The 26,459-nt window shown below is 40.7% G+C and carries 19 protein-coding genes and 1 pseudogene; 10 read left to right on the plus strand and 10 right to left on the minus strand.

Annotated elements, in window-relative coordinates; translation table 11 throughout:
• Window positions 1–214: 214 nt before the first annotated feature.
• The 3 genes from RMZ95_RS30310 to RMZ95_RS30320 all read right to left on the minus strand — a co-directional run bounded on the left by RMZ95_RS30310 (window position 215) and on the right by RMZ95_RS30320 (window position 8,836).
• Complete coding sequence (locus RMZ95_RS30310; RefSeq protein WP_322686130.1) at window positions 215–5,683, minus strand: AAA family ATPase; 5,469 nt, start codon at window positions 5,681–5,683, stop codon at window positions 215–217.
• 503 nt (window positions 5,684–6,186) lie between these two features.
• Window positions 6,187–6,825 carry an MOSC domain-containing protein gene (locus RMZ95_RS30315; RefSeq protein WP_322686129.1) on the minus strand — a complete coding sequence of 213 codons (639 nt, stop codon included), beginning with the start codon at window positions 6,823–6,825 and terminating at the stop codon, window positions 6,187–6,189.
• 388 nt (window positions 6,826–7,213) lie between these two features.
• Entirely contained in the window at window positions 7,214–8,836 is a 1,623-nt protein-coding gene (locus tag RMZ95_RS30320; protein WP_322674381.1) for a tetratricopeptide repeat protein, read from the minus strand.
• A gap of 196 nt (window positions 8,837–9,032) precedes the next feature.
• On the opposite strand from RMZ95_RS30320, the gene RMZ95_RS30325 reads away from it, so the two are divergent.
• Window positions 9,033–9,491: an endonuclease domain-containing protein gene (locus RMZ95_RS30325; protein WP_322686128.1), complete on the plus strand. Its 459-nt coding sequence runs from the start codon at window positions 9,033–9,035 to the stop codon at window positions 9,489–9,491.
• Between the two features lie 118 nt (window positions 9,492–9,609).
• Here the strand turns inward: RMZ95_RS30325 and RMZ95_RS30330 are convergent, their stop codons facing one another.
• Both RMZ95_RS30330 and RMZ95_RS30335 read right to left on the minus strand, forming a co-directional pair.
• Window positions 9,610–9,738 carry a hypothetical protein gene (locus RMZ95_RS30330; RefSeq protein WP_322686127.1) on the minus strand — a complete coding sequence of 43 codons (129 nt, stop codon included), beginning with the start codon at window positions 9,736–9,738 and terminating at the stop codon, window positions 9,610–9,612.
• 76 nt (window positions 9,739–9,814) lie between these two features.
• Entirely contained in the window at window positions 9,815–10,354 is a 540-nt protein-coding gene (locus tag RMZ95_RS30335; protein ID WP_322686226.1) for an SH3 domain-containing protein, read from the minus strand.
• Between the two features lie 311 nt (window positions 10,355–10,665).
• Between RMZ95_RS30335 and RMZ95_RS30340 the strand changes: the two genes are divergently transcribed.
• Window positions 10,666–11,547, plus strand: a complete 882-nt coding sequence (locus tag RMZ95_RS30340) for a TauD/TfdA family dioxygenase (RefSeq protein ID WP_322686126.1) — start codon at window positions 10,666–10,668, stop codon at window positions 11,545–11,547.
• Between the two features lie 201 nt (window positions 11,548–11,748).
• Here RMZ95_RS30340 and RMZ95_RS30345 read toward each other — a convergent pair whose 3' ends face one another.
• Window positions 11,749–13,257 carry a UbiD family decarboxylase gene (locus RMZ95_RS30345; protein WP_322686125.1) on the minus strand — a complete coding sequence of 503 codons (1,509 nt, stop codon included), beginning with the start codon at window positions 13,255–13,257 and terminating at the stop codon, window positions 11,749–11,751.
• A gap of 242 nt (window positions 13,258–13,499) precedes the next feature.
• Here RMZ95_RS30345 and RMZ95_RS30350 point away from each other — a divergent pair, with 242 nt between their 5' ends.
• From RMZ95_RS30350 to RMZ95_RS30370, 5 genes and pseudogenes are all read left to right on the plus strand, one after another.
• The gene (locus RMZ95_RS30350) at window positions 13,500–13,970 is read left to right on the plus strand and encodes an N-glycosidase (RefSeq protein WP_322686124.1); all 471 of its coding nucleotides are present in this window, start codon (window positions 13,500–13,502) and stop codon (window positions 13,968–13,970) included.
• Between the two features lie 554 nt (window positions 13,971–14,524).
• Window positions 14,525–17,266, plus strand: coding sequence for a GAF domain-containing protein (locus tag RMZ95_RS30355; protein ID WP_322686123.1), 2,742 nt, complete (start codon window positions 14,525–14,527; stop codon window positions 17,264–17,266).
• A gap of 627 nt (window positions 17,267–17,893) precedes the next feature.
• Window positions 17,894–18,664 (plus strand): hypothetical protein, encoded by a 771-nt coding sequence (locus RMZ95_RS30360; RefSeq protein WP_322674374.1) that lies wholly within the window; start codon window positions 17,894–17,896, stop codon window positions 18,662–18,664.
• Between the two features lie 58 nt (window positions 18,665–18,722).
• Window positions 18,723–18,819 (plus strand): annotated as a pseudogene (locus RMZ95_RS30365) (IS630 family transposase); the annotation flags it as partial.
• A gap of 292 nt (window positions 18,820–19,111) precedes the next feature.
• The gene (locus tag RMZ95_RS30370; RefSeq protein WP_322686122.1) at window positions 19,112–19,366 is read left to right on the plus strand and encodes a hypothetical protein; all 255 of its coding nucleotides are present in this window, start codon (window positions 19,112–19,114) and stop codon (window positions 19,364–19,366) included.
• Window positions 19,367–19,415: 49 nt separating this feature from the next.
• Here the strand turns inward: RMZ95_RS30370 and RMZ95_RS30375 are convergent, their stop codons facing one another.
• Complete coding sequence (locus tag RMZ95_RS30375; RefSeq protein WP_322686121.1) at window positions 19,416–20,276, minus strand: phosphate/phosphite/phosphonate ABC transporter substrate-binding protein; 861 nt, start codon at window positions 20,274–20,276, stop codon at window positions 19,416–19,418.
• Between the two features lie 181 nt (window positions 20,277–20,457).
• On the opposite strand from RMZ95_RS30375, the gene RMZ95_RS30380 reads away from it, so the two are divergent.
• Window positions 20,458–21,366: a DUF3365 domain-containing protein gene (locus tag RMZ95_RS30380; RefSeq protein WP_322674370.1), complete on the plus strand. Its 909-nt coding sequence runs from the start codon at window positions 20,458–20,460 to the stop codon at window positions 21,364–21,366.
• A gap of 48 nt (window positions 21,367–21,414) precedes the next feature.
• Here RMZ95_RS30380 and RMZ95_RS30385 read toward each other — a convergent pair whose 3' ends face one another.
• Both RMZ95_RS30385 and RMZ95_RS30390 read right to left on the minus strand, forming a co-directional pair.
• Complete coding sequence (locus RMZ95_RS30385) at window positions 21,415–22,875, minus strand: serine/threonine-protein kinase (RefSeq protein WP_322686120.1); 1,461 nt, start codon at window positions 22,873–22,875, stop codon at window positions 21,415–21,417.
• A gap of 166 nt (window positions 22,876–23,041) precedes the next feature.
• Window positions 23,042–23,368: a DUF4278 domain-containing protein gene (locus RMZ95_RS30390; RefSeq protein ID WP_322674368.1), complete on the minus strand. Its 327-nt coding sequence runs from the start codon at window positions 23,366–23,368 to the stop codon at window positions 23,042–23,044.
• Between the two features lie 373 nt (window positions 23,369–23,741).
• On the opposite strand from RMZ95_RS30390, the gene RMZ95_RS30395 reads away from it, so the two are divergent.
• Window positions 23,742–23,996 (plus strand): hypothetical protein, encoded by a 255-nt coding sequence (locus RMZ95_RS30395; protein ID WP_190728057.1) that lies wholly within the window; start codon window positions 23,742–23,744, stop codon window positions 23,994–23,996.
• A 3-nt stretch (window positions 23,997–23,999) separates the two neighbouring features.
• Window positions 24,000–25,259: a murein transglycosylase A gene (locus tag RMZ95_RS30400; RefSeq protein WP_322674385.1), complete on the plus strand. Its 1,260-nt coding sequence runs from the start codon at window positions 24,000–24,002 to the stop codon at window positions 25,257–25,259.
• Window positions 25,260–25,365: 106 nt separating this feature from the next.
• On the opposite strand, the gene RMZ95_RS30405 is transcribed toward RMZ95_RS30400, so the two are convergent.
• On the minus strand, window positions 25,366–26,235 hold the full coding sequence (locus RMZ95_RS30405) for a DUF5895 domain-containing protein (RefSeq protein WP_322674367.1): 870 nt from the start codon (window positions 26,233–26,235) through the stop codon (window positions 25,366–25,368).
• Window positions 26,236–26,459: the final 224 nt, after the last annotated feature.

A 26,459-nucleotide genomic window follows, 5' to 3' on the forward strand; every position in this document is an offset into this window, starting at 1 on the left:
ATAATTAGTTATGATTCCCACAATCATTGCACCCCGCCCCCAACCCCCTCCCCGCAAGCGGGGCTACCGTGTATATACAAGTTGAATTACCCCCCTTAATCCCCCCGATGCATTGGGGGGAAACCGGAAAATCCAGTTCCCTCCCCTTTGCAAGGGGAGGGTTAGGGTGGGGTAAAACTGATATTTACCACTACCCAGCAATGTTCTTGCTAACTTACTGACAAACTGGAATACGGATTTGAAACTCCGCTCCCTCGCCGGGTTCTGAAGTGCAAGAGAGTGAACCACCATGTTTTTCGGTAACGATTTGGTAGCTAATCGACAAGCCCATACCTGTTCCTTTGCCCACAGGTTTTGTGGTAAAGAAAGGATCGAACAGGCGACGGCGAACAGGCTCTGGTATACTCATCCCATTGTCTGCAATCCGAATTTCAATTTGATGAGCATCAATTTGTTCAGTGTGAATAGTAATGGTTGGAGTTGTAATTTGTCTTTGATTGTCCGTTAATGACTCTTCCAAAGCATCGATCGCATTACTCAACACATTCATAAATACTTGATTTAGCTGCCCTGCATAGCATTCCACTTGGGGCAAATTGCCGTAATGTTTAACAAGCTCAATACCGGGACGATCTGACTTGGCTTTGAGGCGATGTTGGAGAATCATTATGGTACTGTCAATGCCCTCATGAATATTAACAGCTTTAATTTCGGCTTCGTCCATACGTGAGAAAGTTCGCAGAGAAGCGACAATTTGCCGAATTCGGTCTGCCCCAACCCACATAGAAGATAGTAGCTTCGGTAGGTCTTCTAGCACGAATTCTAGATCGATCGCCTCTGCTTCTGACTGAATCTCTGAATGGGGAGATGGGTAATGCTTCTGATAAAGTTCCAGCAGTCTTAGCACCTCTTGGGTGTAACTGTTGGCATGGGTCAGATTGCCAAAGATAAAATTGACTGGATTGTTGATTTCGTGGGCAACCCCAGCTACTAGTTGCCCCAAGCTCGACATTTTCTCGGTCTGCACAAGATGAGCCTGGGTTTGTTGTAGTTTATACAGAGATTTTTCGATTTGTTCGGCTTTTTCTCGCTCTCGCGTTTCGGATGCTTGCAAAGCTTCATTTTTAGTTTCGAGTTCTTGTGATTTAGCTTCCAGTTGTTCTGAGTAAGTTTGCAGGTTGGTGTAAAGACGGGCGTTGTCGATCGCAATCGAAATTTGTGCGATCAACAGACTCAGCACATTCACCCGTTCTGGAGTAAAAGCACCAGAAATAAGATTATTTTCCAGGTAAATAATTCCAGTAAACTTGCCAGAGTGAATCAGCGGCAAACACAAAATTGACTTGGATTGGTAAGTGGTGATATAAGCATCAGTCACGAAACGGGAGTCTTTAACAGCATTGTCTAAAACCAGATTGTTTCTAGTTCTTTCCACATAGTTGCATAAGGCAACCGGGAGTAAGAATGAATTAGTTTTATCCTCTGTGTTAATAACAACGCTAACCTCCTTACCTATAACTATTCCCGTTGCTTCTAACATCCATTGATTCTCGTACTTGGCAATAAAATAACCTTGTTGAGCGCCAGCATTTTCGACGACAATCTTCATCAATTTTTCGAGCAGCTGAGTTAGCACCATTTCTTCTGACAGCACTTGTGCAGCTTTCATCACTGTCATGAAGTCGAGAATGTGAGCGTTTTCTGTAGTCGTAGAGCTTGTTTGAAGAGTGTGTAGGTAATTCGTTTCTGTTTTTTCTGTGTTTGACCGCAAAATTAATTGCGGATAGCGTGCTTCTAAATCTTTGACTTTAGCAACAGCACCCCAATGGCTGTAGGCGTAGTAAGCATTTGTCATGTATATTTGGGCAATAGTTTCTTTACCCCATGACAGATAAAATTTGGCGGCGAGTTCGTGAGCGATCGCTTCCTCGTTGATATACTCGTTTTCTTTAGCAAGTGCGATCGCTTTTTCATACATCTCGATCGCTTCGATTTTTTCGCCTAAAACTCGATGCCGTTCTGCCTCTACCAAATAGAATTTGTGTAAATGATTCATTGGGGCATAATCCGCCCATTTTTGGATTTTTTCTTGATTAGCTTGGACGCGATCGAGGATGGCCTTTTGCTCTGACTCTGAGCGATCGGCATATACTGCTAGCCGTACTAAAGAATCATAAAAATTGAATACGGGAACAAGGGGCATTCCTACCATTGCATCTAAATACTTCTGGGCTATAGCGAGATTCTCAATCGCTTCCGAGTAATTTTCAAACCAATAACAAAGCAAAAATTTGTTCAAATATATGTAGCCAACTCCCCCGTTGTCGTTTGCTTGCTGGTGCAGTGGCAACCTTATCTGTTCATCGCAGGCTTCACCCTTGAGCAGGCAGGGATTTTCACTTTTTCCCAGTAGATTTAAGGTAGCCTGCCAATAGATTTCTATATAATTAAGCGCTGTTTCTTGCTTGGTTTTATGAATAGCATCTCTGTTTCTTGCTATCTCTCTTTCAAGGACAGTTAGTTCTTTACCGCTAAAGTAAGCTAAACAGGAGTACTGGAATAGACTATATCCTGCATATTCTAAATCTCCTGTCTCCATTCCGCTAGAGTGACCTGACAGCAAAGGCTCTAAGGTTTCTCTCAGATGCTCTTTCCAATGTCGGATAAATAGATTTACGATAAAAACTGTCTTGGCTTTGATTTCTTGAGCATTTAACTTTGACACTAGATTTAAAGCCAACTGACCAAATTTATAACCTGAATCAATATCTCCCACAATCGCACACAGAAGAAAACCATAATTGGCATAAGCAAAAGGAGAAACGGCAGCATTACCATATTCGACGGATAATTGTACTTGTTTGCACACCGTCAAGGGCAACAGTGCCGGAGCAACAATATATGCAGGAGCAAAGATACTTGACAAAAGTCTAATGGCTGCTAATTTATAGCGATCGCTCATTTGAGGCAGATCAATTAAATCCTCAATTCGCCTTCCACTCAAAATTGCCGCAGTGTCCGCCAGACCTTGCCCAATATCTGACGCGTTCGGTTCTTGGGGAAACTCTACCCCTAACTGTTTTAAAACTTGCAGTGCTGTGTTAACCGCTTCTAGTAGTCTGTTCTGCGCCATATAAGCTTGCATCTGGACTTCATACACTTTAATTTTGTCCAGTAGCGTCACAGCACAGTTTTGGACGATCTCAAACAATCTCTGCATTTCTTCAAAATCACCGCTCAAAAAAGCTGCCTCTGCCGCTTCTGAGTGCAGTGTTAATGTCAGTTCATATTCACACTTCCAGCTTTCTTCTGCTAACAGTCCCAAACCAACTTGCAAATATTTGATGGCGGAATCGTGCGCTGTGGCTGCTTTTGCTCTTTGACCTGCGATGAGATTTAGCTCTGCAAGTTGATATTTTTCTGTTTCAGATATCAGTAAATCAGTACCGTAATTGAGTTGATTAACTAAAGCAAATATATTTTCTTTGCGTTCTTCTGGCGTCGTATTTTGTAGTAGTAATTGACCAATTTTCAGATGCGTCGCTTGCTTGCGATCGTCGGGAATTAAAGAATACGCCGCTTGCTGTACGCGGTCATGTAAAAACTTGTAATCAACTTTGACATCAGTTAAATTAATTCCGTCAGAATCTTCCTGACTAAACACTAAGGGAATTTTGTAATCCTGATTTAACGGCAGAATTAACCCAGCTTGCAGGGCTGACCACAATTGCGCCGCAGTTGTAAGAGAAGATACTTCATTAACGATCGCTAATACATCTAAGTTAAAAGTATTACCAATACAAGCAGCCAGTTTCAGAACTTGTTGCGTTTCTAATGACAGTTTGCGAATATTTCTCGCTGTCAATTCAACAACATTCAGGTCAGTAATGCCGATTGCTTGAATATGTTGGATATTCCATTGCCATACTCCTGAATGGAAGTCGTATGTTAGTAAGTCTTCTTGGTGTAGGGTTTTCAGCAGTTGTGTTAAGAAGAAAGGGTTTCCCCCGGTTTTGTGGAATAGTAATTCTGCTAGTGGCTGACTGTGTTCTATGTGATTCAATGTATCGCTAATTAACGCTTCTACATCCGTTAACTGCAATGATGACAAGACGATGTTATTCACCAGCGCACCAGAAGATTGAATTTTGGATAAACTCATCATCAATGGATGGGTCGGCGACACTTCGTTATCACGATATGCCCCGATTAGCAATAAATATTTGCGCTCAGTATCGGTCATCAATAGCTCAATTAAGTTCAGTGATGCCGAATCTGCCCACTGCAAGTCATCCAGAAAGACAACTAAGGGATGGTCTTGGTTCGTGAATACCCCAATGAATTGCCCAAAAACGCGATTGAAACGGTTTTGAGATTCTGTCGCTCCTAATTGTGTTACAGGTGGCTGAGTTCCAATAATGAGTTCGATTTCGGGAATCACATCAATAATGACTTGCCCGTTTTCTCCCAACGCAGTTAACAGTTTCTCTTTCCACCCTTGGATTTGGGCAATGCTTTCGGTGAGTAATTGCTGACTCAAAGATTGGAACGCCTGAATCAACGACGTGTATGGAATATTGCGTTTGAACTGGTCAAACTTGCCTGCAATGAAATAACCTCTGGCCCCGACAATCGGTTTATGAACTTCATTGACGACACTCGTCTTGCCAATGCCCGAATAACCAGAGACGAGCATGAGTTCGCTGCTACCTCCTGCCACACGCTCAAATGCAGTCATTAATGTTGCTACTTCTGCTTCGCGTCCGTAGAGTTGTTGTCCAATCAAAAAATGCCCAGATTTGTCTCGTCTTCCTGGTACGAAGTTTTCAATCTTGCCAATCACTTGAAGTTGAAACAAGCATTCCTCTAAATCCGCTTTCAGTCCCCAAGCGCTTTGATACCGCTCCTCTGCTGTTTTCGCTAACAGCTTCAAAATAATTGCACTAATTGCCTCTGGCACATCTTCCAGAACACGACACACGGTTTCGCTACAGGGTGCGACTGGCATTTTGGCGATGTGACAGTGGATCAACTCCATCGGGTCACTAGCATAAAACGGCAGCGTACCAGTTAGCATTTCATACAAGGTGACACCCAACGAGTAGAAGTCGGTGCGATAGTCACATACCCGGTTCATTCTGCCTGTTTGTTCAGGCGACATATAGGCAAGTGTACCTTCAAGCAAATTAGGATTGCTCAAAGTAGGATTTTCTCGATCGAGGCGCGAGGAGATACTGAAGTCAATCAGTTTGACTTCCCCTGATTCGGGATTAATTAAAATATTGTGCGGCTTAATATCTTTATGTATAATTTTTTGGGCGTGTAGCTCTCCTAAAGTCTGTGCCAAATTAATCGCCACCTTGAGAAAAGTAATCAAGGTAGTTTTTTGAGTCGCAATTATTTCTTTGAGCAAGCAACCCGGAATATCTTCCAAAACCAAAGCCAAACCATGCTGATAATTCTTTAACTCGTAGGCTTTAACAATGCCAGGAATTCGCAGTGACTCAATGATTTGATATTCGTGGCGCAGTCGAGCAATATCTTCCAGTGGTGGATGTTCGCACAGAAGAGTTTTGATCGCCACAGAGACATTATCGGTTTCTCGCCGTCCACGATAAATGACGGTTTTACTACCGGAGTGAAGGGTTTCGAGAAGTTGATAACCAGATAAAGTAGCTGTCATTGTTTTCTCTTGCAATATAAGCATTCTTAATATGCCCATGCAAGTTTAGCTTTGTAACATGTGAGACAAAAATAAGCATATTTTTACGAGATGTTACATGAATTATTTTAAATAAAAGTGTATATTATTACTTTATTTTCACGGAATTTTGCGTGTTTTTGAACTGTAATGAAGTAATGCTTATCTTATCGCAGCCGCAAGTAAAGACATGACACAACGAATCAAAGCCAACGCCTATTTTCTCTGCAACAAAAGAATCGTTGGATTTTCGCGGGAGCTAGCTTCTCGATAAAAGATATCTAATATAGCAATCCGATTTGATTTCTGAATTAATCGTAGGGACTAGGGACTGGGAACTGGGGACTGGGGACTGGGAAGAAGGAATAAAGGTGTACTGAGTTTTTTTCAAAAATCAAATATGAGTCCTATATCATGTCCGCTAGATTACTTATTAAACCTGAATAACTCCACCCCGCCAAAGCTACGCTGTGGCGGTGAGAGTGTCAATTACCTAATTTTCTCTGGAAATAGTCGCGCCAACTTTCGGGTAAGGCTTCAAGTTGAGTAGCACGGTGAAGTAACTCTGGATTATCCTGCTCGCGCACATAAAGTTGAGTGATATCGGCAACCGTGATGTTATTATTATCCCGGCTCACTAACTCTAAATTGTCTCCGGCTCCAACTTCGCCCTCTTGCAAAACACGGAAGTAAAATCCGGTTCGACGACTTGCGAGAAATTGCTTAACTATATCAGGTCGTCTAAAGCGAATCCCCAGTTTGTAGCAGGGTAAGCGAGGTTGTGTCACCATTAACCTGACATTGCCAATCTGAAAGCGATCGCCAATGTTCACTTCTTCTTCTCTCAATCCAGTGGTCGTAAAATTTTCACCAAAGATACCTAACGGCAGTTCTGTATCAGGCAATTCACCCCGCCAATACTCGTAATGCTCGAATGGGTATAGATAAACTGCTTTATCTGCTCCTCCATGAACGGTTAAATCAGCCTGTCCATCCCCATCCAAATTAAGCGATCGCACAGTAACGCGATCGCTAACTGGCTCTTTGAAAATTCCAGTGCTAACTGTTTTCCCTTTCCAGGTAACTTCACGTGGAAGTCCGACGTTGACAGAGATAAGTTTCATTTTCAGATGTTTGCATTCATAGCAGTGGACTCCTTGCAGAATAAAAACTGGGTGATATGGTCTTTAAGCAGATATTCGTTAATCATACAGTTTTCTGAAATGAGGCGATCGCATTCGTGTATTCTCCAGGTATGAATACTGCACCCAAACAAGCAGAAAAGGTGGATGTGTGGCATGAATATGTCGGATACTGTGAATTCATCGGCAATAGTAAAACTACTGACTGCTAATTAGTCCCTTGATTTTTCAGCTAAGTAATTACACAACTTCAGCTTTTTACAAGTTAATTGAATATAAGGCTAGTATTTGATTGCGTGAAAAAACTCAGCACAACTTCAAGAGGCTTCTTTCCTATTCTCTGTTTCCCGTTTCCTATAATAGTATTTATCTAGAAGTTTAAAATATCTAATGATTCTTCTATTTCTAAATCTAATATCATTTCTCGTGTATCTTTGAGTGCTTCTAGCTTCCCTTCTTTACGATAGATATCTGCCGCTTTTTGAAAATCTTCAATTGCTCCCTGTTTATCTGCAATTTCTAAACGAATATTGCCACGGTTATAATAAGCATCAGCATAACTAGGATTAATCTGGATTGCCTGAGTATAATCTTCAATTGCGCCCTCAAAATCTCCTAAATCTGAACGAGCATTCCCACGGTTGTAATAAGCATCAGCATAACTAGGATTAATTTGGATTGCTTGAGTATAATCTTCAATTGCGCCCTCAAAATCTCCTAAATCTGAACGAGCATTACCACGTTTTTTATAAGCTATAGCATCTTGAGGATTAATCTTGATTGCTTGAGGAAATCCTGGCTGAGAGCCTAATAAATAACGAGTAATTCCACGGTTTTTATAAGCATCAGCATAATGAGGATTAATTTTAATAGCTTGGGTATAATCTTCAATTGCTCCTTGATTATCTCCAACATGAGAACGAGCTTCAGCCCGATTTTTATAGGTTACGGCAACATTAGGATTAATTCTAATAGCTTGAGTATAATCATTAATCGCTTCTTCTAATCGCCCCAGTTGATAGAGAGCTAAACCTCGTTTATTGTAAAATTTAGCATCATGAATATTCATCTGGATTGCCTGGGAATAATCTGCGATCGCAGCTTCGTAATCTCCTATCTGATAGTGAGCTAAACCTCGTTTATAATATAAAATATCAACATCGCCTTGATTAACTTGTAAGGCTTGATTATAGTTAATAATTGCATTTGTATATTCTCCTTTTTGAAAGCATTCATCACCCAGATTTACATAAAATCTCTTTAAATCTTCATTATGATATTCAGGCTGAAAAGGGGATTTGAGTATTTGATGATTAGTTGGCTTAGATATAATTTCCTGTTTTGGAAGATATTTATAAATAGGTGGTTGTTGCCGAGAAGAATTATTTATAGAAGATTGTAACTGTTCTAGATAACACCATAAACCACCACCATATAGTAATTGTTCTATTCCAAAAGAAATTTTCCCAGTCTTCAACTTAATCATCTGGGTTGGGAGAAAGCCAGCCAAAAAAAGGTGATACTCAGATTGTGCTTCACTGACATCTTCTTGAATTAAAATGCAAACTACAACTGCATTTTTTTCAACTTCTTCAGAACTAATTGACCATCTAACTCTGTCAATGCGACCATGACGAGATTTAACCTCGATACCAATAGATGGGTCAGAAGTCAAGGTAAAATCTATATTACCATCGCCGCCAAATCGCTTTTCATAATCGACTTCGGTAATAAAATCAGCTAAACGTTCTTTGACAACTTCTTCACCCAACTTACCTTTGAGATAGCTAAGAAAAACATCACGCACTGGTAAAACACGCTTATATTTTTCAGCCATTTGCCAGCAAAATTCCCGTAGTGCTTTTAACCTCTCTCCAGAAATTATAGTTAATTCACTATATTGACCTTCTGTTTCACAATGAAGCAGAGAACCAGATGCTAACCTTTTAATAAAATCAGACTGTAGCGATCGCAGTAGTGTAATCCAGTCCATTTATATTTCTGCGAATCTTTTGATGAGATTATTCTATTAAAATATCTAGTTGGCGTAAACCTTTTAATTAGCTTAGAGGATTTACATCAGTTTTGAAGGTGCAGCCATATCTGATTATGCCAGAGTTTTGAAGAGTTGGGAGAGTGCGATCGCTCTTAATAATACATGAAATATTAGCTAACCACCAATCGCCCAAATGGCCCAAAATCAAAACCCCAAGCCAAACTTTCTCACCAACTCCAGTCCCCCCTCCTCGCTTGCGGGGAGGGGGTTAGGGGGTGGGGTTCCGGGATACCCTTGGCAAACCCCACATGAACTTTGGAAAAAACTTAAGCCATTGGCGCGACAAATGCGGTGCGAACTAACTCCAGCAGAAAAGCTACTTTGGGAAAAGTTGAGACACAAGCAACTTTTGGGTTTCAAGTTTCGCCGTCAGCAAACAATTGACCGTTTTATCGTCGATTTTTACTGTAATGAAGCGCGGTTAGTGGTGGAAGTGGATGGCGAAATTCACGACTATACTCAAGAGGAAGATGCGATACGTCAAGAATTTTTGGAGAGTTTGGGGTTGCAGGTTGTGCGATTTAGAAATGAGAATGTTCTGGTGAGGATGGAGGAGGTGTTGCAGGATATTGCTGGTTGGTTGCAGAGATAGAACCCCACCCCCAACCCCCTCCCCGCAAGCGAGGAAGGGGCTAATTATGTGGGTTTTAGGGGTGTGTGCGATCGTATAATTTTACATAAGTTTGACAAATTTCTAAATTTTAGCCTTGCTACCCCACTACTGACTTCATTAACTGTGTTGCGATCGCAGTAGTATAATCCAGTCCATTGCTATTTCTGCGAATCTTTTGATGAGACTGATGAATCAAAGTCATCTTTCCTGGAAATGGATAAGCCATAACAAATATCTCAAAACCAAAATTTTAAAAATAATTCTCATAGCCCCATCCTCGCTTGCGTCTTGAGGGTGAGGTTCTAAGAACAACTAGTAAGGGCTGCACCACATTGTTCTTCCCTTGTCAACCAACCCTTAACACCTTGATATTCCACCTGCGCCCAATCTCTCTGACAGCCTAACAATTTGACAGCCGTATTAGCAGGAATTCTTCTTAGTTTTTGGCTTTTTTGACTGCTACTAGCATAGAAATCTACGCCGTTAGTACCGTAGCCTCGCGTTGTTAAGCCTAACTTTGGCACAAATACCCATCCAGTTCCTTGAAAACCATTGCTAGCATTAGTAATCTGCACCCAATTTCCAGCAGCACCAATAACATGAACTGTTTCGCTAATGGGTATTTGTCCTATAATTACGTTATTTGTACTTGCACCACTCCGTACATTTAACCCTTGCGAATCTGTATCAATGACGTAGGCAAAAATATCGCACTTTTGAGAATTACTTGATTTCGCTAAACTTATTTCACTAGTTATACTAGTATTGAGTATCACACTAATACAACTGAATGCCAATCCGATCGCTAACTTTGATGCTGGATTTTTCACTTTTTTTGTCATCATTTATTCAAGTTTTTGGCATCAGTACCCAAGGCTAGAGTCTTATTGATATCTCCTAATCTACATAAACAAATTATGGTTAACTTTGTAACGTAGTTCTATCAAAGAGATTTTAGTACTGTAATAACACTTTTTATTTTACAAAATTTAGTCTTGCGATGTCTACGATGGTCACTGAGCTTGTCGAAGTGCGGGCTACGCCTACACGGATAAATGCAACACAACGATATCATTAAGTATTAAGATGTCAATAGATAGTGTAGTTAACGCCAACAATAAGTTCAAATTTCGACAAATATTCATTAAGTTATATGAGTAAAAAAATACATTCTATATCAAGTAGCATAGTTCAAGAAATTAATAATCTCGACAATGTGAGTATTTTAGAATTAGACAAAGAAGAAATTATTAGCTTATTTAAGTTTCATGGAATCTTACTTTTTAGAGGATTTGATGTTGATGTTGATATTTTTAAAGAATTTACCAATCTCTTGAGTATCGATTTTATAAATTATGCCGGTGGTGCATTCAGTAGAAGAGTAATTAATGGGGATGAGACTCTTTTAAGCGTTAATGATTTTAAATCTGAGATTAAGTTGCACGGCGAAATGTATTATCAGCAAAATATCCCACTTCTGCTGTGGTTTTTCTGTGCTAATCCACCATTAGAAGATGGTGAAACTACGGTATGTGATGGTAGACAATTTTTTAATGAAATTAGTAGTTCAACTAAAGAGTTATTCAACAAAAAGAAGTTAAAATTTAACGTTCGGATATCTCAAGATGACTGGCAGAAAAAATATCAAACAGATGATTTGAATCAGCTAGAAGAAATGTGTCGGAAAAATAATACACATTTGACAGTAAATGAGGATAAATCGATTCTGCTTGAATACATTTCTCCAGCTATTATCCCTAGCAGATGTGGAAAATATCAGGTATTTATTAATAGTCTATTGCCTACAAAGCAGTTAAACCCAAAGATTATTAATTTTGAAGATGATTCAGAAATTCCTGAAGAGGTTGTCTCTGAACTTAATGAAATTGCTGAAAAAATAACTACGGAAATTTCGTGGCAAAAAGGCGATATTTTAATGATTGATAATACAAGAATACTTCATGGAAGAAGGTCTTTTGCTGACGATCAAAGAGATATTTATATCAGGCTGTGTTCTCCAGCTTTTTCATTTTGATATTTGATTGCACCAGGTTTCATTTATTTAAATAATATCTGTCATAAGATATAGCTTTGCTGTGCTATTACTGCATTATCTATCACACAATACGTTTTAGTTAATGCTTATTGGTGTAGATAATTGGTCTTTAAAGACGCGATAAATCGCGTCTCTACATTAGGGTTTTGTTGCTCTATTTGAACTGTATTGAGCTATAGGTTACTTCATATCATAGCCAAACAAATTTGGGTCTACTTCTCCTAACTGCAACTCTGCTAAACCATACTCCGCCCATCGTCTCTCTACCATCGCCGCCACATCTGGGTCAGATTCCAAAGGCAAACCCCATTCATGGTTTGTTTCTGGCGGCATCTTTGTAGTTGCATCAATTCCCATCCGTCCACCTAAGCCAATCTTTTCACTAGCAAAATCTAAGGTATCAAAAGGTGTATTCGGCAAAATAAAGACATCTCGCACTGGGTCAACTTTAGAACTAATTGCCCAGACAACTTGACGCGGATCGCGAATATTTATGTCTTTATCCACAACAATTACAAATTTGGTGTATGTAAATTGTGGTAAAGCACTCCAAAACGCTAAAGCCGCCCGTCGCGCTTGTCCCGGATATGCTTTATCTATGGAAATAATCGCCGCTTTGTAACTCAAAGCTTCCATTGGTAAGAAGAAATCGACAATTTCTGATACTTGTTGCCGCAGTATGGGCGTATAAATGCGATTTAGTGCGATCGCCATCATCGCTTCTTCTTTGGGTGGACGACCGCTAAATGTTGTTAAGTAAATCGGATTTTTCCGGTGTGTCATACACTCAAAGCGGATTAACGGCGAATCTTCCACTCCCCCGTAATAACCCATGTGGTCGCCAAAAGGCCCATCTGGTAAAACTTCTCCTGGTGTAATCGTTCCTTCCAAGACAAATTCTGAATCTGCGGGAACTTCCAAATCTACAGTTTTACACTTCGCCAACTGCACGCCGGAACCGCCATAAAGTCCTGCAAACAGCCATTCTGATAAATCTACAGGTATAGGTGTAGCTGCTGCCATAATAATTAGAGGATCTACACCAAGTGCGATCGCAACTTCTAATTTTTTCCCACGTTCGGCCGCTTTTCGCAAATGCCTCGCCCCACCCCGCACTGATAACCAGTGAACCGTCATCGTATTTTTAGATTGTAGTTGTAAGCGATACACACCTACATTTGGAGTACCAGTTTCACAATCCTTGGTAATTACCAGTCCCAACGTGATAATCTTGCCAGCATCACCATTATAAGGACGTATCAAAGGCAACTTATTTAAATCTAAATCATTACCTTGAAGCACAACTTGCTGACAAGCGGGGAAAAAGTCTCGTCCTGGTTTTGCCTTCACCACATCAAACAGCACTTTTCCAAAATCTATCGCCTGGGAAATCTTCTTTGGTGGTTTTGGCTGTTGCAGCATACTCAATTTTTTCCCCAGAGTTTCCAACTCCTCTGGATGCTGCATATTCATCGCCCAGCAAATCCTTTCCACAGTTCCCATCAAATTCACCGCCACCGGAAAGGAAGCGCCTTTGACGTTTTCAAACAACAACCCTGGGCCACCTTTTTGTAGCATTCGGTTGGAAATCTCAGCAATTTCCAAGTCTGGGTCAACTAAAGCTGAAATTCGCCGTAATTGTCCTCTTTCTTCCAAAATTTTCATGAATCCCCGCAAGTCTCTCGCCATTGTTCTAATAAAGCTGATTATTTAAGAAGTGTGAAGCGCTTTCTTATATTATGGGGCATTGGGAGAGAGGACTTGGGGACAAGGAAAGCTGATGAGTAAAGTAGTAAACCTACTGTTCCAAAAGTTGTGTAAAATTACTCCCCCAGAGTGATGTTACTAACCCTTCATATAAATCAAGGGTTTTGAAACCTAAACTTTCAGTTACCCTGAAATTGATATATATATAAAAGAGCAATTTTCAAATGACCATTTACTTTTATAAGGTTTGGCAGCCTTATGGCTGTTTTTCTAACTTTTCTCTCCACGGAATCCACATTGAGGGTGCTTACTGGCCGACGGTTGAGCATTATTATCAAGCGCAAAAGTTTGTAGGCAGCACAGATGCCGCAATTATACCTCTCATCCATGCTGCCGCCACCCCAGAAGAAGCTGCGACTTTGGGAAGATGTAGCACTCGCCAACTCCGTCGAGACTGGGATTTGGTTAAAACTCAAATTATGCGAGAAGCTGTACTCAAAAAGTTTCTCACTCATGCTGATATCAGAGAAGTTCTCCTGAAGACAGGTAATGAGATGTTGGTTGAAAATTCTCCAACTGATTCTTTTTGGGGCTGTGGTGCTAATAAAAGCGGTCAAAACCATCTCGGTAAAACTCTTATGAGTGTGCGTGAAGAAATTCGTAATTTACTATCTTTAACGGTAATTTACGAATAATTTAATCAAAATAGTTACATTCAACATCAAGTCAAGCAATTAAACGGGGAATAGTCAAATTCCCCAGCCAAAAACATTTAAAAAAAATACTAATAATTTAGTTATGGCTTTGAAGAAATTTTAATTAATTGATTAATGGGCAAAAATATTAAAAAAATATTTTTAATTTCAAGAAATTATTCCAGTTCTAAATTAAGTAAAATTACTGGAATAGTTTAATGATTGAGAATATAAAATTAGTAAATGTCAATGATTAAAATTTTCTTAACTTTAAACTTGAGATGATAGCTGAAAAGTATTTAATGATACAACGGTTTTATATCTCCCCTAAATCCACTTCACAAGGGCTATAGGGAACAAGCAAAATATCTGTTACTTTTCAAACATCCTCTAATCTATTTTCAAAAAGATTTGTAATACATGTATGCCCTTAGCAATGCATTAGTAGCAAGAATTTCTTGAAATAGGATGAAAATCAAAGCATTGTAAGTTGAAAATTTCGATCGGGGACAAATATAAAAAAAATTATACTTCAGTCTTGGTGTATACAAACAATGACACGTAGGGATAAACCAAACGAGTTACAGCAAAACTTCGATCGAGAAAGTTTACTGCACCGGATGACAAAACAGATTAGGCGATCGCTCGACCTTCAAGAGATATTAACAACAACTGTTAGCGAAGTGCGCTTATTTTTGGGTGCAGATCGGGTGAAAATTTATCGCTTTGATGCTGATGGTAGTGGTGAAGTGATTGCAGAATCTATTCATAAACAACGTCTGCCATCCTTATTGGGTCAACGCTTCCCAGTTGATGATATTCCAGAAGCTGCTAGAGAGATGTTTTTGTTAGTGGGGCAACGTTCGATTGTCGATGTGGCAAATGAGAAGATCGGGCTATCGCCTCTACACTCAAAAGAAACTGGCAAACGTCTAGAAACTAATATCTACTATCGGCAAGTAGATCAGTGCCATATTCAATACCTCAAAGCAATGGGCGTGCAGTCTTCGTTGGTAGTACCAATTTTAGATTGCGACCCACAAGAACTATCGGCAAAGCCTAAATTGTGGGGATTGTTGGTAGCTCACCACAGTGAACCGCAAAAGATTTTGAAGGGGGAACTAAAAGTATTGCAGCAAGTTGCTGACCAGGTAGCGATCGCGATCGCTCAAAGTAATCTACTCACTGAAGCCCACGCCAAGCAAAAGCGAGAAGCTACTATTAATCGAGTCACCACATTATTGCATAAACTGCCGACAATCCAATTACAAGGAGCACTAGAAGAAGTTATTACTGCCCTCTGTGGAGTCGGTGGCAGGCTTTACATTGCAGAGAACCGAGAACTATACACTTGGGGCGACCAACCGACACTCCCCTACGAGTTAGATAACACTATTATCGAACAGCATCCCATCTGGCAAAACTGGATGGCTGAGTTTCAACAAGGTAATATTTGGGCAACTACTGACCTCTATAAAGAATCACGTTTGCGAGTTTTGGCTTTAGCATTCCGTTCTAGTGAAATTCGCGGACTCATGGTGATTCCGCTACATTACCGCGAAAAATTTATTGGTGTCTTAAGTATTTTTCGCTCTGAATTGGAAACGGAAATCTTGTGGGCGGGACGATGCGAACATAATCGGCGACAACTTTTACCCCAGCTTTCCTTTGAGGTTTGGCGAGAGCAAAAAAAAGGGCAATCACCTGAGTGGAAGTTGGAAGACATCTTTTTGGCACAAGCTTTATACGATCATTTCTCAATGGCAATTCAGCAGCAGCAGATGTATAAACAGGTACAATCCCTGAATGCCAACTTAGAACTGCGGGTGCAAGAGCAAACCTCTGAACTCGAAAAATCATTAATGTTTACCAAAGTAATCAAGCAAGTTACAGAGCATATTCGCCGCACATTGGACTTGCAAGCAACTCTGCAATCCATAGTTCAAGAAGTCCGTCCCCTGCTAAATTCAGACCGAATGCTGATTTTCCACCTGAAGACTCAATCAGTGATTGTGGAAGAAATTAATGGTAATTGGCAGTCAGTTTTAGGAGTGAATGCACCACCAGAATGCTTTCCTGATGATTATACCCGTTTATACTGTCAGGGTAGGATACGGGCAATTAACAACCTTTCAACGGCTTCTTTAAGTGATTGTCATCGAGAGTTTTTAGAGAGTCTGCAAGTGCAAGCAAACTTAATAGTTCCAATTAATATGGGTATGGAACTATGGGGCTTATTAATTGCCCATGAGTGTGAGGCTCCCAGAAATTGGCAGGATACAGAAATTGATTTATTGCAGCAGGTGGCAGATCAGGCTGCGATCGCAATTCAACAAGCACAACTCTACCAACAAACTTCACTAGCCGAAACTGAAGCCAGAAATCAAGCCGCTCAGTTAGAGCAGACCCTATATGAACTCCAAGAAACACAGACAAGATTGATTCAGACCGAAAAAATGTCCAGTCTAGGACAGTTGGTGGCGGGTGTCGCCCACGAAATCAACAACCCCGTTAACTTTATTTACGGTAATCTGTGCCACGCCAGTGATTACACCGAACAACTGCTAGAAATTTTACGTCTCTACCAGTTATACTATCCCCATCCCCATAGTGAAATTCAAGCCGCGATCGAAGCGATCGATTTTGAATTTTTGGTAGAAGACCTGCCAAAAATCATGATCTCAATGCAAGTAGGAACCGAGCGCATTCGCTCAATAGTGTTGTCGTTACGCAATTTTTCTCGCTTAGATGAGTCTGAAAACAAGCGCGTTGACCTGCATGAAGGCATTGACAACACCTTATTAATTTTGCAACATCGGCTGAAAGGAAATGCTGAATTTCCACGCATTCAGATAATTAAAGATTATGGCAATATCCCACGGGTGGAATGCTATGCCGGTCAAATGAATCAAGTATTTATGAATATTTTCAGCAATGCCATAGATGCTCTGGAAGTAGGGCGTCGGGAGTGGCAAAAGCAGGGTGACAAGGAGAATAACTCATGCCCAATTCCAACTATCCAGATTTCCACTAAAGTCTCAGCAGACAACTCTCGTCTGTTAATTCGGATTACTGACAACGGGCCCGGAATGAATGAAGAGGTGAAAAAGCGAATTTTTGACCCATTTTACACTACCAAGCCTGTGGGCAAAGGTACAGGATTGGGATTAGCAATCAGCTATCAGATTATTGTCGAAAAACATGGGGGAATAATGGAGTGCATTTCAGAACCTGGCAAAGGTACAGAGTTCTGGATTGAGATTCCCATCAAGCCTCCAGCCAAAATCGTTAACTAGCAATAGGAAGTGGGGAATGAGGACGCAGGCGAAGAATTACTTTTGGTGATTGACCAATGCTCAATTGTTAGTTTCAAAACTTAAAAATTGACCGAGCAATTTTTAAATTCATCCACAAGATAGATGATAATTTTCTTAACATATCAGCTAAAAAATAGCTGTCAGCGATCCAGGGTGTGCAATATATTGAATTTGATTAAAAATCATTTAAAAGTAAAGTTTAGTTGCAAAATAAATCCCTCCCAGCTACAAGTGATAATCTAATAGTTGAAGCTAAGAAACAAGCTTCCCGTGGCAGATATAACAGCTGCGTTTGAAATGTTAGTAAGAGGTATAAGACGCTGTTTAACTTACATCTGTCTCGTCAAAATACAGCAACACCCAACGCGAAAACTGCTGTTTCCTCAAATCTAGAAGATTAGGGGGCACTGTAACTGATTTTCATTACTTGTTTACAAAAGCAATGGAAGTTAGTACATCCCTAACTACGATCGACAAAGAGAGGAGATAGTTCAGGGAGTAGAGGCTTGGGTGTTGTTGTGTTTAAAGAGAAGTCTGAAATAGGGACTCCTCTGGGTGTAAGATTATACGAAGTTGAATAGTGAGAAACAGTTAAAATAGCGCCTTATGTCAATAATTGCGCTCAGAGCGTGGTATCTACAGGATTATGAGCCGATTCCAGAACTGGAAAAACGTCAGCCAGACATTCGCTTAAGCAAAAAAAGCTTGCTGAAATCAGCATTGCGAGCAGACTTTTTGGAAGACAGTGACGAAGTGAAAAAGTCAACTTGGTTTGGGCGCTATTTGGAAGGGGAAAATATTGAATTTTATATTGAAGGTAGTGGCGGCTATTGCGTCTCTAACATTGACTTAATTAGTCATGAAATTTATTTCACTAAACAGGCGGTGTTAGCTCAGTTAGAACCAACAATTTTTTTATCCTATCAAACTGAGTATGGCGTAGCGACGAATATTCTCAAAGAAGAACTGCGAAAAAGTTTAGACAATTTAAACTTGCGATCGCGTCTTCCCCTAACATTAATAGAATCCTCTCGTCCTAGCGGTGCTACTTTCCGAATTAACCGCACAATCATGCGGAAAATCCGTAAGAGTTTGTTATTTATAGCTGACACCACCGCCATTGCTAGTATTGATGGTAAGGAAACGCCCCAATTAATTCCCAGTCCGAATGTCTGTATTGAGATTGGCTATGCCATCCAAAGTAAGCGGTCTGAACAGATTCTACTAGCGCAAATGCAACGCCCAGATTTTGAAGGTGAATTTCCCTTCGACTTACCGACACAGCAAATTTTGCAATTCCAAGACACTACAGAACTGGACAAAATCCTGACAGAGACGATTAAAAACCAGCTAGCACGATTCAAATTGTTTTTTTGAGCAAGATATACAAGATAATACTTACTTACCAAAAATAAAACTATAGCACTCCTAAAACATGACTAGGCTCTATGCTAGGGCGTTAAAGGGAAAAAGAGCACACGGTGCTCGTCCAGACAAACGTGGTAAAAATATAACTATTATTGGGGCGATCGCAACCCGTGAGATTGTTGGTGCAATGAGTTTTAAAGGTGGAAATCATAAAAACGCATTTAAAACTTATATTAACCAAGTCTTAGTTAGTTTGGTGAAAGAGAGTATTCGACCGATGAAGCCTCCGAGGTGTACCCCGTATCCGCCTGCCGCCCGATACAAGCGGGTCGTCGTACGGTCGCTGTGGTACGACGCCGATGGACTAACCGTCGAGGTGCAGGGGCCGGGGTTCGTGCTCGCCCGTGTGGTGTTCCGGCGGCCGGCCGGGTTCCGAGTGCTGGACGAGCGTGACCTGTGCGAATTCTGGGACAGCTACCACGCGGGCAACGGGTGGTTGTACGAGGTTCACGAGGGCGGCTGGCAGGAGTTGGAGTCGCACCGCCAGGACTTCAACTCCCCGTTGTGCTTCACCGGTCTGCGGGAGTTCCTGGTGGTTTGCGACCAGTGCGTCAGCGTACTGTCCGTCGAGCCGCCGGAGCTCATCAACTTGGGTGCAAACCCGGAACACCCGCTCGCCGACTGAGTGAAACTAAGGTATTTGAGCATTAGAAGAAGATTTTTGAGAAAACAAAGGCTGAAAGTATTGTTATTGCTTTAATTAAAATAAACGAACAGGTTTACTTTGCAGCTTAGAACTAATTGAACTTACCCGATCGACCACAGAAATCATGTATTTGTAATCTGGTACTTGTCCATTGGGTACATACCCCACTTCTTGAGCTAAATCTGAAGACGATTCACTCATGACTTTGCGGATAAATTCTTGACGGTTACGTTCTACATTCGGCCCAATCAAGACCACACCTAATGGTACATAGTGAGGGTCTTTAAATAGTATGCGGAATTCGGTCGGCGCCAACTGCGAACTATAGAGACTTAATTCCGCCTCAGAGACGGCACAGGCGATCGCTTTTCCTTGAGCGACCAATTCCAGTGCTGCTTGAGGTGTGGGCGCAAACAATATCTCAGCTAGTGTTGTACCATAAAGATTGTAAAGAGGAAAATAATATCCTGTTGCTGAACCCAACTGTCCTAAAGCTATTGTTTTGCCTTGCAATTGTTTCAAGTCAGTTATCGGATTATCTTTGCGAACAACGAAGATTGAACGTAAATTACTAATACCTATTAAAGGAAATAGAGGAACATATTGGTGACGTGCGATCGCAATAGCCGCTAAACCTGGTGGAGCAAATACCAATGACCAAGCACGAGCATCAAGGCGCTCAACCGCTCTATTTTCATTAAAAACAGGCTCTAATTGAATATATGAGTTTGTTTTTTCACCTAAGTAACTATTAAATTTAGCATATTGATTAATTATCTGTTCGCCTCCACCATAGTTGATTACACCAATAGTTAACGTGCCCTCAACCCCATTTCCATTTTGTGGTTTGCAGGCAGCAAATGTAAAACCTAGTAGATGAAACAGAAATAAACGACGGGGAAATCGCACAAACATCACTAATTATGGTTAAGGAAATAATTTGGCTTTCAAGACTAATTTAGATAAATTTTACTGCTGCCTAAAAAGGTTATATTGCAGTAAACAATTAATATTTATTTAGATATTGTTGAGATGCTTTCTAACAGGTATAAATAAATATTAGACAAACTCACAGGCCACCTTCGTTGCTTAGGTTATGTTAAACAACATTACGTTAAAAAACTTAAAAATAGGTGCTAAATTTAACTTGCTTTTAATATTAGTTTTCATCATCAGTATTTTAGGAAGTGGCATTGCCTTATCCAGTGTACTTCAAGAGAGAGCGCAAAATGAAGTCAGTTCTCAAGCGGAGATTCTCATCCAAACGGTGAATGCAGTTAGAGATTATACACAAAATCGTATTGCTCCCCTATTAGAACCTAGATTAGATACTAACCCAACATTCACGCCTGAAGTAGTACCAACTTTTTCCTCTAAAGAGGTTTTTGAAAATTTTCGTAAAAAGCCTAAATTTCAAAACTTTTTTCATAAGGATGCAACACTTAATCCAACCAATTTAGCGGATAAAGCTGATAATTTTGAAACTCAACTTGTGGAGCGTTTTCGCAACGAACCTAATACTCTAGAAATTACAGGCTTTCGTAAATTGTCAGAAGGTGAAGTATTTTACATTGCACAACCACTAAAAATTACACAAGCAAAATGTTTGCGATGCCATTCTACACCAGATCAAGCTCCTAAAAGTCAGTTGCTAAATTATGGCTCGGAAAATGGTTTTGGCTGGCAACTGAATCAGATTGTTTCTGCTCAAATTATCTCTGTTCCTTCTCAAGATATTTTTGCCAATGCTACACGAACTTGGATATTGATAATGGGACTTTTAATTGCGATCTTTGCGCTCGTAGTTTTCTTAATTAACTTCTTAATTAAAAAATATGTGATTCAGCGTATCAGAAGAATAGAGAAAATAGCTCAAAAAGTTAGTATTGGTGATATGAGCGCTGATTTTGAAGAAAGTTCTCATGATGAAATTGGCGGGTTAGCAGAAGCATTTAATCGGATGAAAGCTAGCTTGAAAATAGCTCTGGAAATGCTGAATAATTAAGGCTAATAATCCATAATTTACAGAGAGAAAAACGCAATTTTGAGAAAATCAAGAAAGTAAGCGTTGCTCAAATTGCAAAGCTTTTTGAGATTCAGGTATTTGTGATGCTAAAATTTTCACAAATTCTGCACGAGAGATTTGTCCAGCAGATTTCATAGCTTTTTGCACTAGAAACTTAGCTATCGGCCCAATTAAATTAGCCAACTCACGTTCGCACTCTTCCAGAAATTTTTCACTGATAACTTGAGATTCTTGGTTTGGTAAATTATTTGAGTTAATACCAGATTGATCGGATTTTACAGTAAGTTCTTGTAATAGAGTAGATTTTTCTAGTAGAAATGTTGTTTTCTTCTTAAAATCAATTTGTTGATTTTCTCGAAGATGAAGGGCTAATTGACTAATTAATTCTTCCAAATTGGACGCTGATGCTGCAACTTGTCGTAGTAATCTTGAGGCGATGGGGCCGACAAATTCTAAAAGAATTGTTTCTAAGCGGTTGTAACTTTCCCCAGACAGAATAGAAGCAGTCGGATACCCAATTGAGTTTTGTTGAGAAAGCGAAGTTTGAGGTGGTTGTGTAAAATCTGGTACTTGAAGCGATCGCGCTTCTACCTGGTAATCTTGACGATCGTATTCTTGCTGTTTGGGTGTCGAAGATGGTAGTTGAAGCGATCGCGCTTCTTTTGTAATATCGAGATCCTTAAGCACCTGTAAAACTTCAGCCGCAGACTGATAGCGCTGTTTAAAGTGATGTAGCACCATTTTAGATAGCACAGATGCCAACTCAGAACTGACATTAGCTTGATGCTGCCAAGAAATTTCTCCTGTATCTGGGTCTTCCTCAAAGTTTATCGGATGTAAACCTGTCAGCGATTGTATACCAATAATGCCCAAGGAATAAATATCACTGTTGAGGCGGGGCTTGCCTTGTCCCTGTTCTGTAGACATATATCCGGGAGTACCAATAATAATAGTAGCCCCCGTGTGCCCTGTAATTGTGAGCAGTTGAGTTTGGACTTGTTTAACAGCGCCAAAGTCAATCAGCACTAACTTACCGTCTTGTTGCCGCCTAATTATATTATCCGGTTTGATATCTCGATGAATAACGTTGTGGCTGTGAATAAATTGTAGAATACCCAGAACCTGTTGCAGTAGTTGAATGACTCGCTCTTCTGGCCAACGTTGATTGGGGAATAGTTCTGCTTTCAGGGTATGTCCTTCAATGAACTCTTGCACCAAGAAGAACTCTTGGTTTTCTTCAAAATAGGCTAAAAGCCGAGGAATTTGGTCATGGTAGCCCAGTTGTTCTAGTGTTTCTGCCTCACTAGTAAATAGCCGTCTGGCAGTTTTGAGAAATTCAGGACTACGAGTGACGGGCTTAAGGTGTTTGACAACGCATTTTGGGAAACCTGGCCGATGGGTATCTTGGGCTATGTAGGTTTGACCGAATCCACCTCCACCTAATATCTGGAGGACTTGGTAACGTCCGTCTAATAATTGTCCTAACATTGTGTTACAAGCCTTAATTCCTCAAATTAATCTTGACACAACTACCAGCTTTGGTAAGGTTTGTTCAGACAGAAAGTAGGTAGTGGCAAAATTTCAAGCAAGGTTTTTTTGAGGATTGCATTACAAGTTTATGACTGACTAAACTCCAGATCGGCTTGCAGGCATATTATTGTTGAAGCTTTAATAATTCCTCAGAAATCGCCAGTGCCTCAGCTTTTGAAGTAGTTGTTGGCTGAGAGACTACGCTAACTTTTCCTAATTGAGTTTTATTGACAAAATAGGTTATTCCCCGAAAGCTCAATTTATAGGCTACCGGTGCTAGAGAAACTTCTGCCAATTTAGAATTTGGATCGACACAATAGTTAACACCACGGTACATCAAATTATAAACTGGCCCAATTTGAGGAACTGGTTGAAACGGCTGTTCTGTTTTTTTGCTGCCAACTTTGTTTTGGTTATATTCGTAGCTTAGACCACGATAGTAAAGTTTCATAATTTTCGCCTCCTGAATAACTGTTTTTCAACAATGTCAATGACTTATCAGATGTTGATTAGAGAGTTATGCAAGAGCTAAGGTAGACTTACACTTTTTTAAGGAACTGCTTAAAGGATTAGGCGTCTAGAGTGAAGAGTCATTGGGCATTAGGAGTGCTGAGTGCTGAGTTAGGAGTTAAGAGTTAAGAGTTAAGAGTTAAGAGTTTTGTTTATCTCCTTGTCGCCTTGTCTGCTCATTTCCCTCATCTCCCCTGCTCCCCTGCTCCCTCGCCCCCTGCTCCCTTGCTCCCAACCTCCCGTATGCTTACCCTTTTCATTCGGGGGTTACGTGGTTAACAATGGGTTGAATGTTTTTTAAATGATTCAACTTTATGGCTAGAACCGCAAATGAATATGCCGTATACCTCTTACTGGAAAGCGGCCACCGAGAAGAAGTACGTTTTCCTACTATTCAAGAGTTTCAGAAATGGTATAGCGGCGAACTTGTGCCAAAATCTGCTTCTAATGACTTTATTAGCGTACCGATCAAAAATATTCAAGGGGAATATATGGTAGTACGCCCTTCTCGGATTGTGGCAATCCGGGTAGAACCTATTTTTAGTTCTAGTGTTGAAAGATTCAACTAAATGATGAGAAAAACCCTTGCTTTGCTTTCCTTGAGTCTAGGAATTGCCCTCGTAAACCCTCTCTGGTCGGCTGTTGCTCAGGTTCCTAACTTACTGCCTTTGCCACTACCGACGACTCCCGATCTTCCACCTATACCAATACCAATCGCTCCTGAGATCGCGCCGCCGCTAAAACCAATCACTATCGGAAGCGATTGTACACTCCGGCCGACTTGCTTGGGTTGGGATGAGCAAATTTGGGGTCAAAGAGGTAAAATAGGCGATCGCAAAGCGTTGTTAGCTTCCATTGATAACAGTTTGCTTTATCTAACAAAGGGTGATGCGATCGCAGCATATCAAAACTATCCGATCAAGGAAATCACTCTCGATCGCGTCCGCCGGAGTTTGCTGCGTTTCCGCCAACTGGTTGTCAGTTCTAAGTCAGCAGCACAATTACAAGCTGCTGTCAGTCGTGAATTTGTCTTCTACCAGTCCGTGGGCAACGATGGCAAGGGTACTGTTAAGTTCACTGCTTACTACGAACCTGTTTACACCGCTAGCCGTGTCAGAACTGCAATCTATAAGTATCCTCTTTATCGGCTACCACCTGATTTCAGCCAATGGCCGAAACCCCACCCAAAACGAATTGATTTGGAAGGGAAAGATGGTTTAAAAGGGAATAAGAGCAAATTACGCGGTTTAGAATTGCTTTGGTTTCGCGATCGCCTAGATGCATACATGGTACATATCCAAGGTTCTGCCCAAATTAAATTAACTAATGGCAAGACAACATCAATTGGCTATGCCGGCGGCACTGATTACCCTTGGACTAGTATCGGCAAAGAATTAGCCAAAGATGGCAAACTTCCCCTGGAAGGATTAACAATGCCACGTTTGATTGCTTATTTCCGACAAAAGCCCCAGGAATTGAACAATTATCTACCGCGCTGGGAACGATTTATTTTCTTCCAAGAAACAAGCGGTAGAGGTGCTACTGGTAGTATTCATGTGCCAGTGACAGCAGAACGTTCCATTGCTACAGATAAGTCTCTCATGCCACCGGGAGCGTTAGCCCTGATTTACAACTCATTTCCCTATCCTGCCAGTGGTGGCAAACTCCAGAGGCGTACTGTCAGTCGCTTTGTGCTTGACCAGGATACAGGAAGCGCCATCAAAGGGCCGGGCCGGGTGGATTATTTCATGGGGTCTGGTAAACTAGCGGGCGATCGCGCTGGTGTCACAGGCGGTAATGGTTCATTATATTATTTGCTGCTCAAAGAATAAAGTTAGAAGTTAGAAGTTAGAAGTTAGGAGTTAGAAGTTAGGAGTTAGAAGTTAGAAGTTATTAATTCAAAACTCATCACTGATCACTCCTAACTTTTCACTTTTCTTAATACGGCGGATAAGCAAAATCATCTTCATCAGCATAAACGTAAGAGTTGGAAACTCCTGCCATTGCCAATTTAGGGGTTTCTGATTTTACAGGTTCCTTGCCAAAATCTTTGTATTCTTCAAAAGTCTTACAAATCATTGCAGACTCCAGAGCATCGGAAGCAATTAAATATTGCGTTAAAGTCCCTACGGTGGGATGTTTATAGTCCACAGTTGAAGCTACCAAAACTGTATTTGGTTCAATTCCTCTTTCTTCACACTCAACGATCGGACAAAAAATCCCGTGAGCGTGGAACAAAGGCCCTTTTGGTGTTAAAGGTTGCTTGCGGTAGATAGCATAAGCTTTTTCTAGTTCAGCCACGAATCCACCTACTACTCTGCCTTGTTGATATTCGCAGTAGGTTTTGCTGAAACTCGCTCCGGCTGCACCATTGAGAGTTAGTTGTAGTGGTGATTCATGTAAAAACTTTTTATTTTCACCCACTAGAAAAATTAGATAGCGAGTAAAGGTTTTAAATTTAAGTTTGTCGGCTAAAAAAGCATCATAATTATCTTTGAGCGTACCCAGTTTTAGACCACTTTCTCGGTCTTTAACAGACAATGGCCCCCGGCGCACTATGACCAAGCGTGGAGTAGCGCTAATAAAGACTGTTTCTACTCCAGAGCTAAATTCATGCTCAACTTGCTGCCAATTATCATCTGGTACAAAGCCAACAGCATTGGCATTATCCAGCTTAATCGCCAAACCGTGAGATTGTATACCATCTGTGCCATACCGAGGATTAATCATCTGACACCAGGGAAGGACTTGAGAAGGCGGTGCATTGAATTTTTCGTCTTCAAAGTCAAAATTAGCAGATGCTTTCATCGTTTTAGGCTATCAAAGTGTTTTATTGAACAAGGCGATCGGCAGGGCGCACAGGAAAGGAAAGCCAGTTATATGCTTTGGTTCCCAAAGTTTAAGAACATTAAACTGACGTAGTATTTTTTCTAGAGTAAGACAGAATCAATCTATGTTGCAATCCCTGTTTAGTTTTTTATAGCAAGGGACTGGGGATGGTGGGGCCCCCTCTGGGGATAAGGGGTAATGGG

It is taken from the genome of Nostoc sp. DedQUE07 (genome assembly GCF_034530975.2).
Taxonomy (GTDB): domain Bacteria; phylum Cyanobacteriota; class Cyanobacteriia; order Cyanobacteriales; family Nostocaceae; genus Nostoc.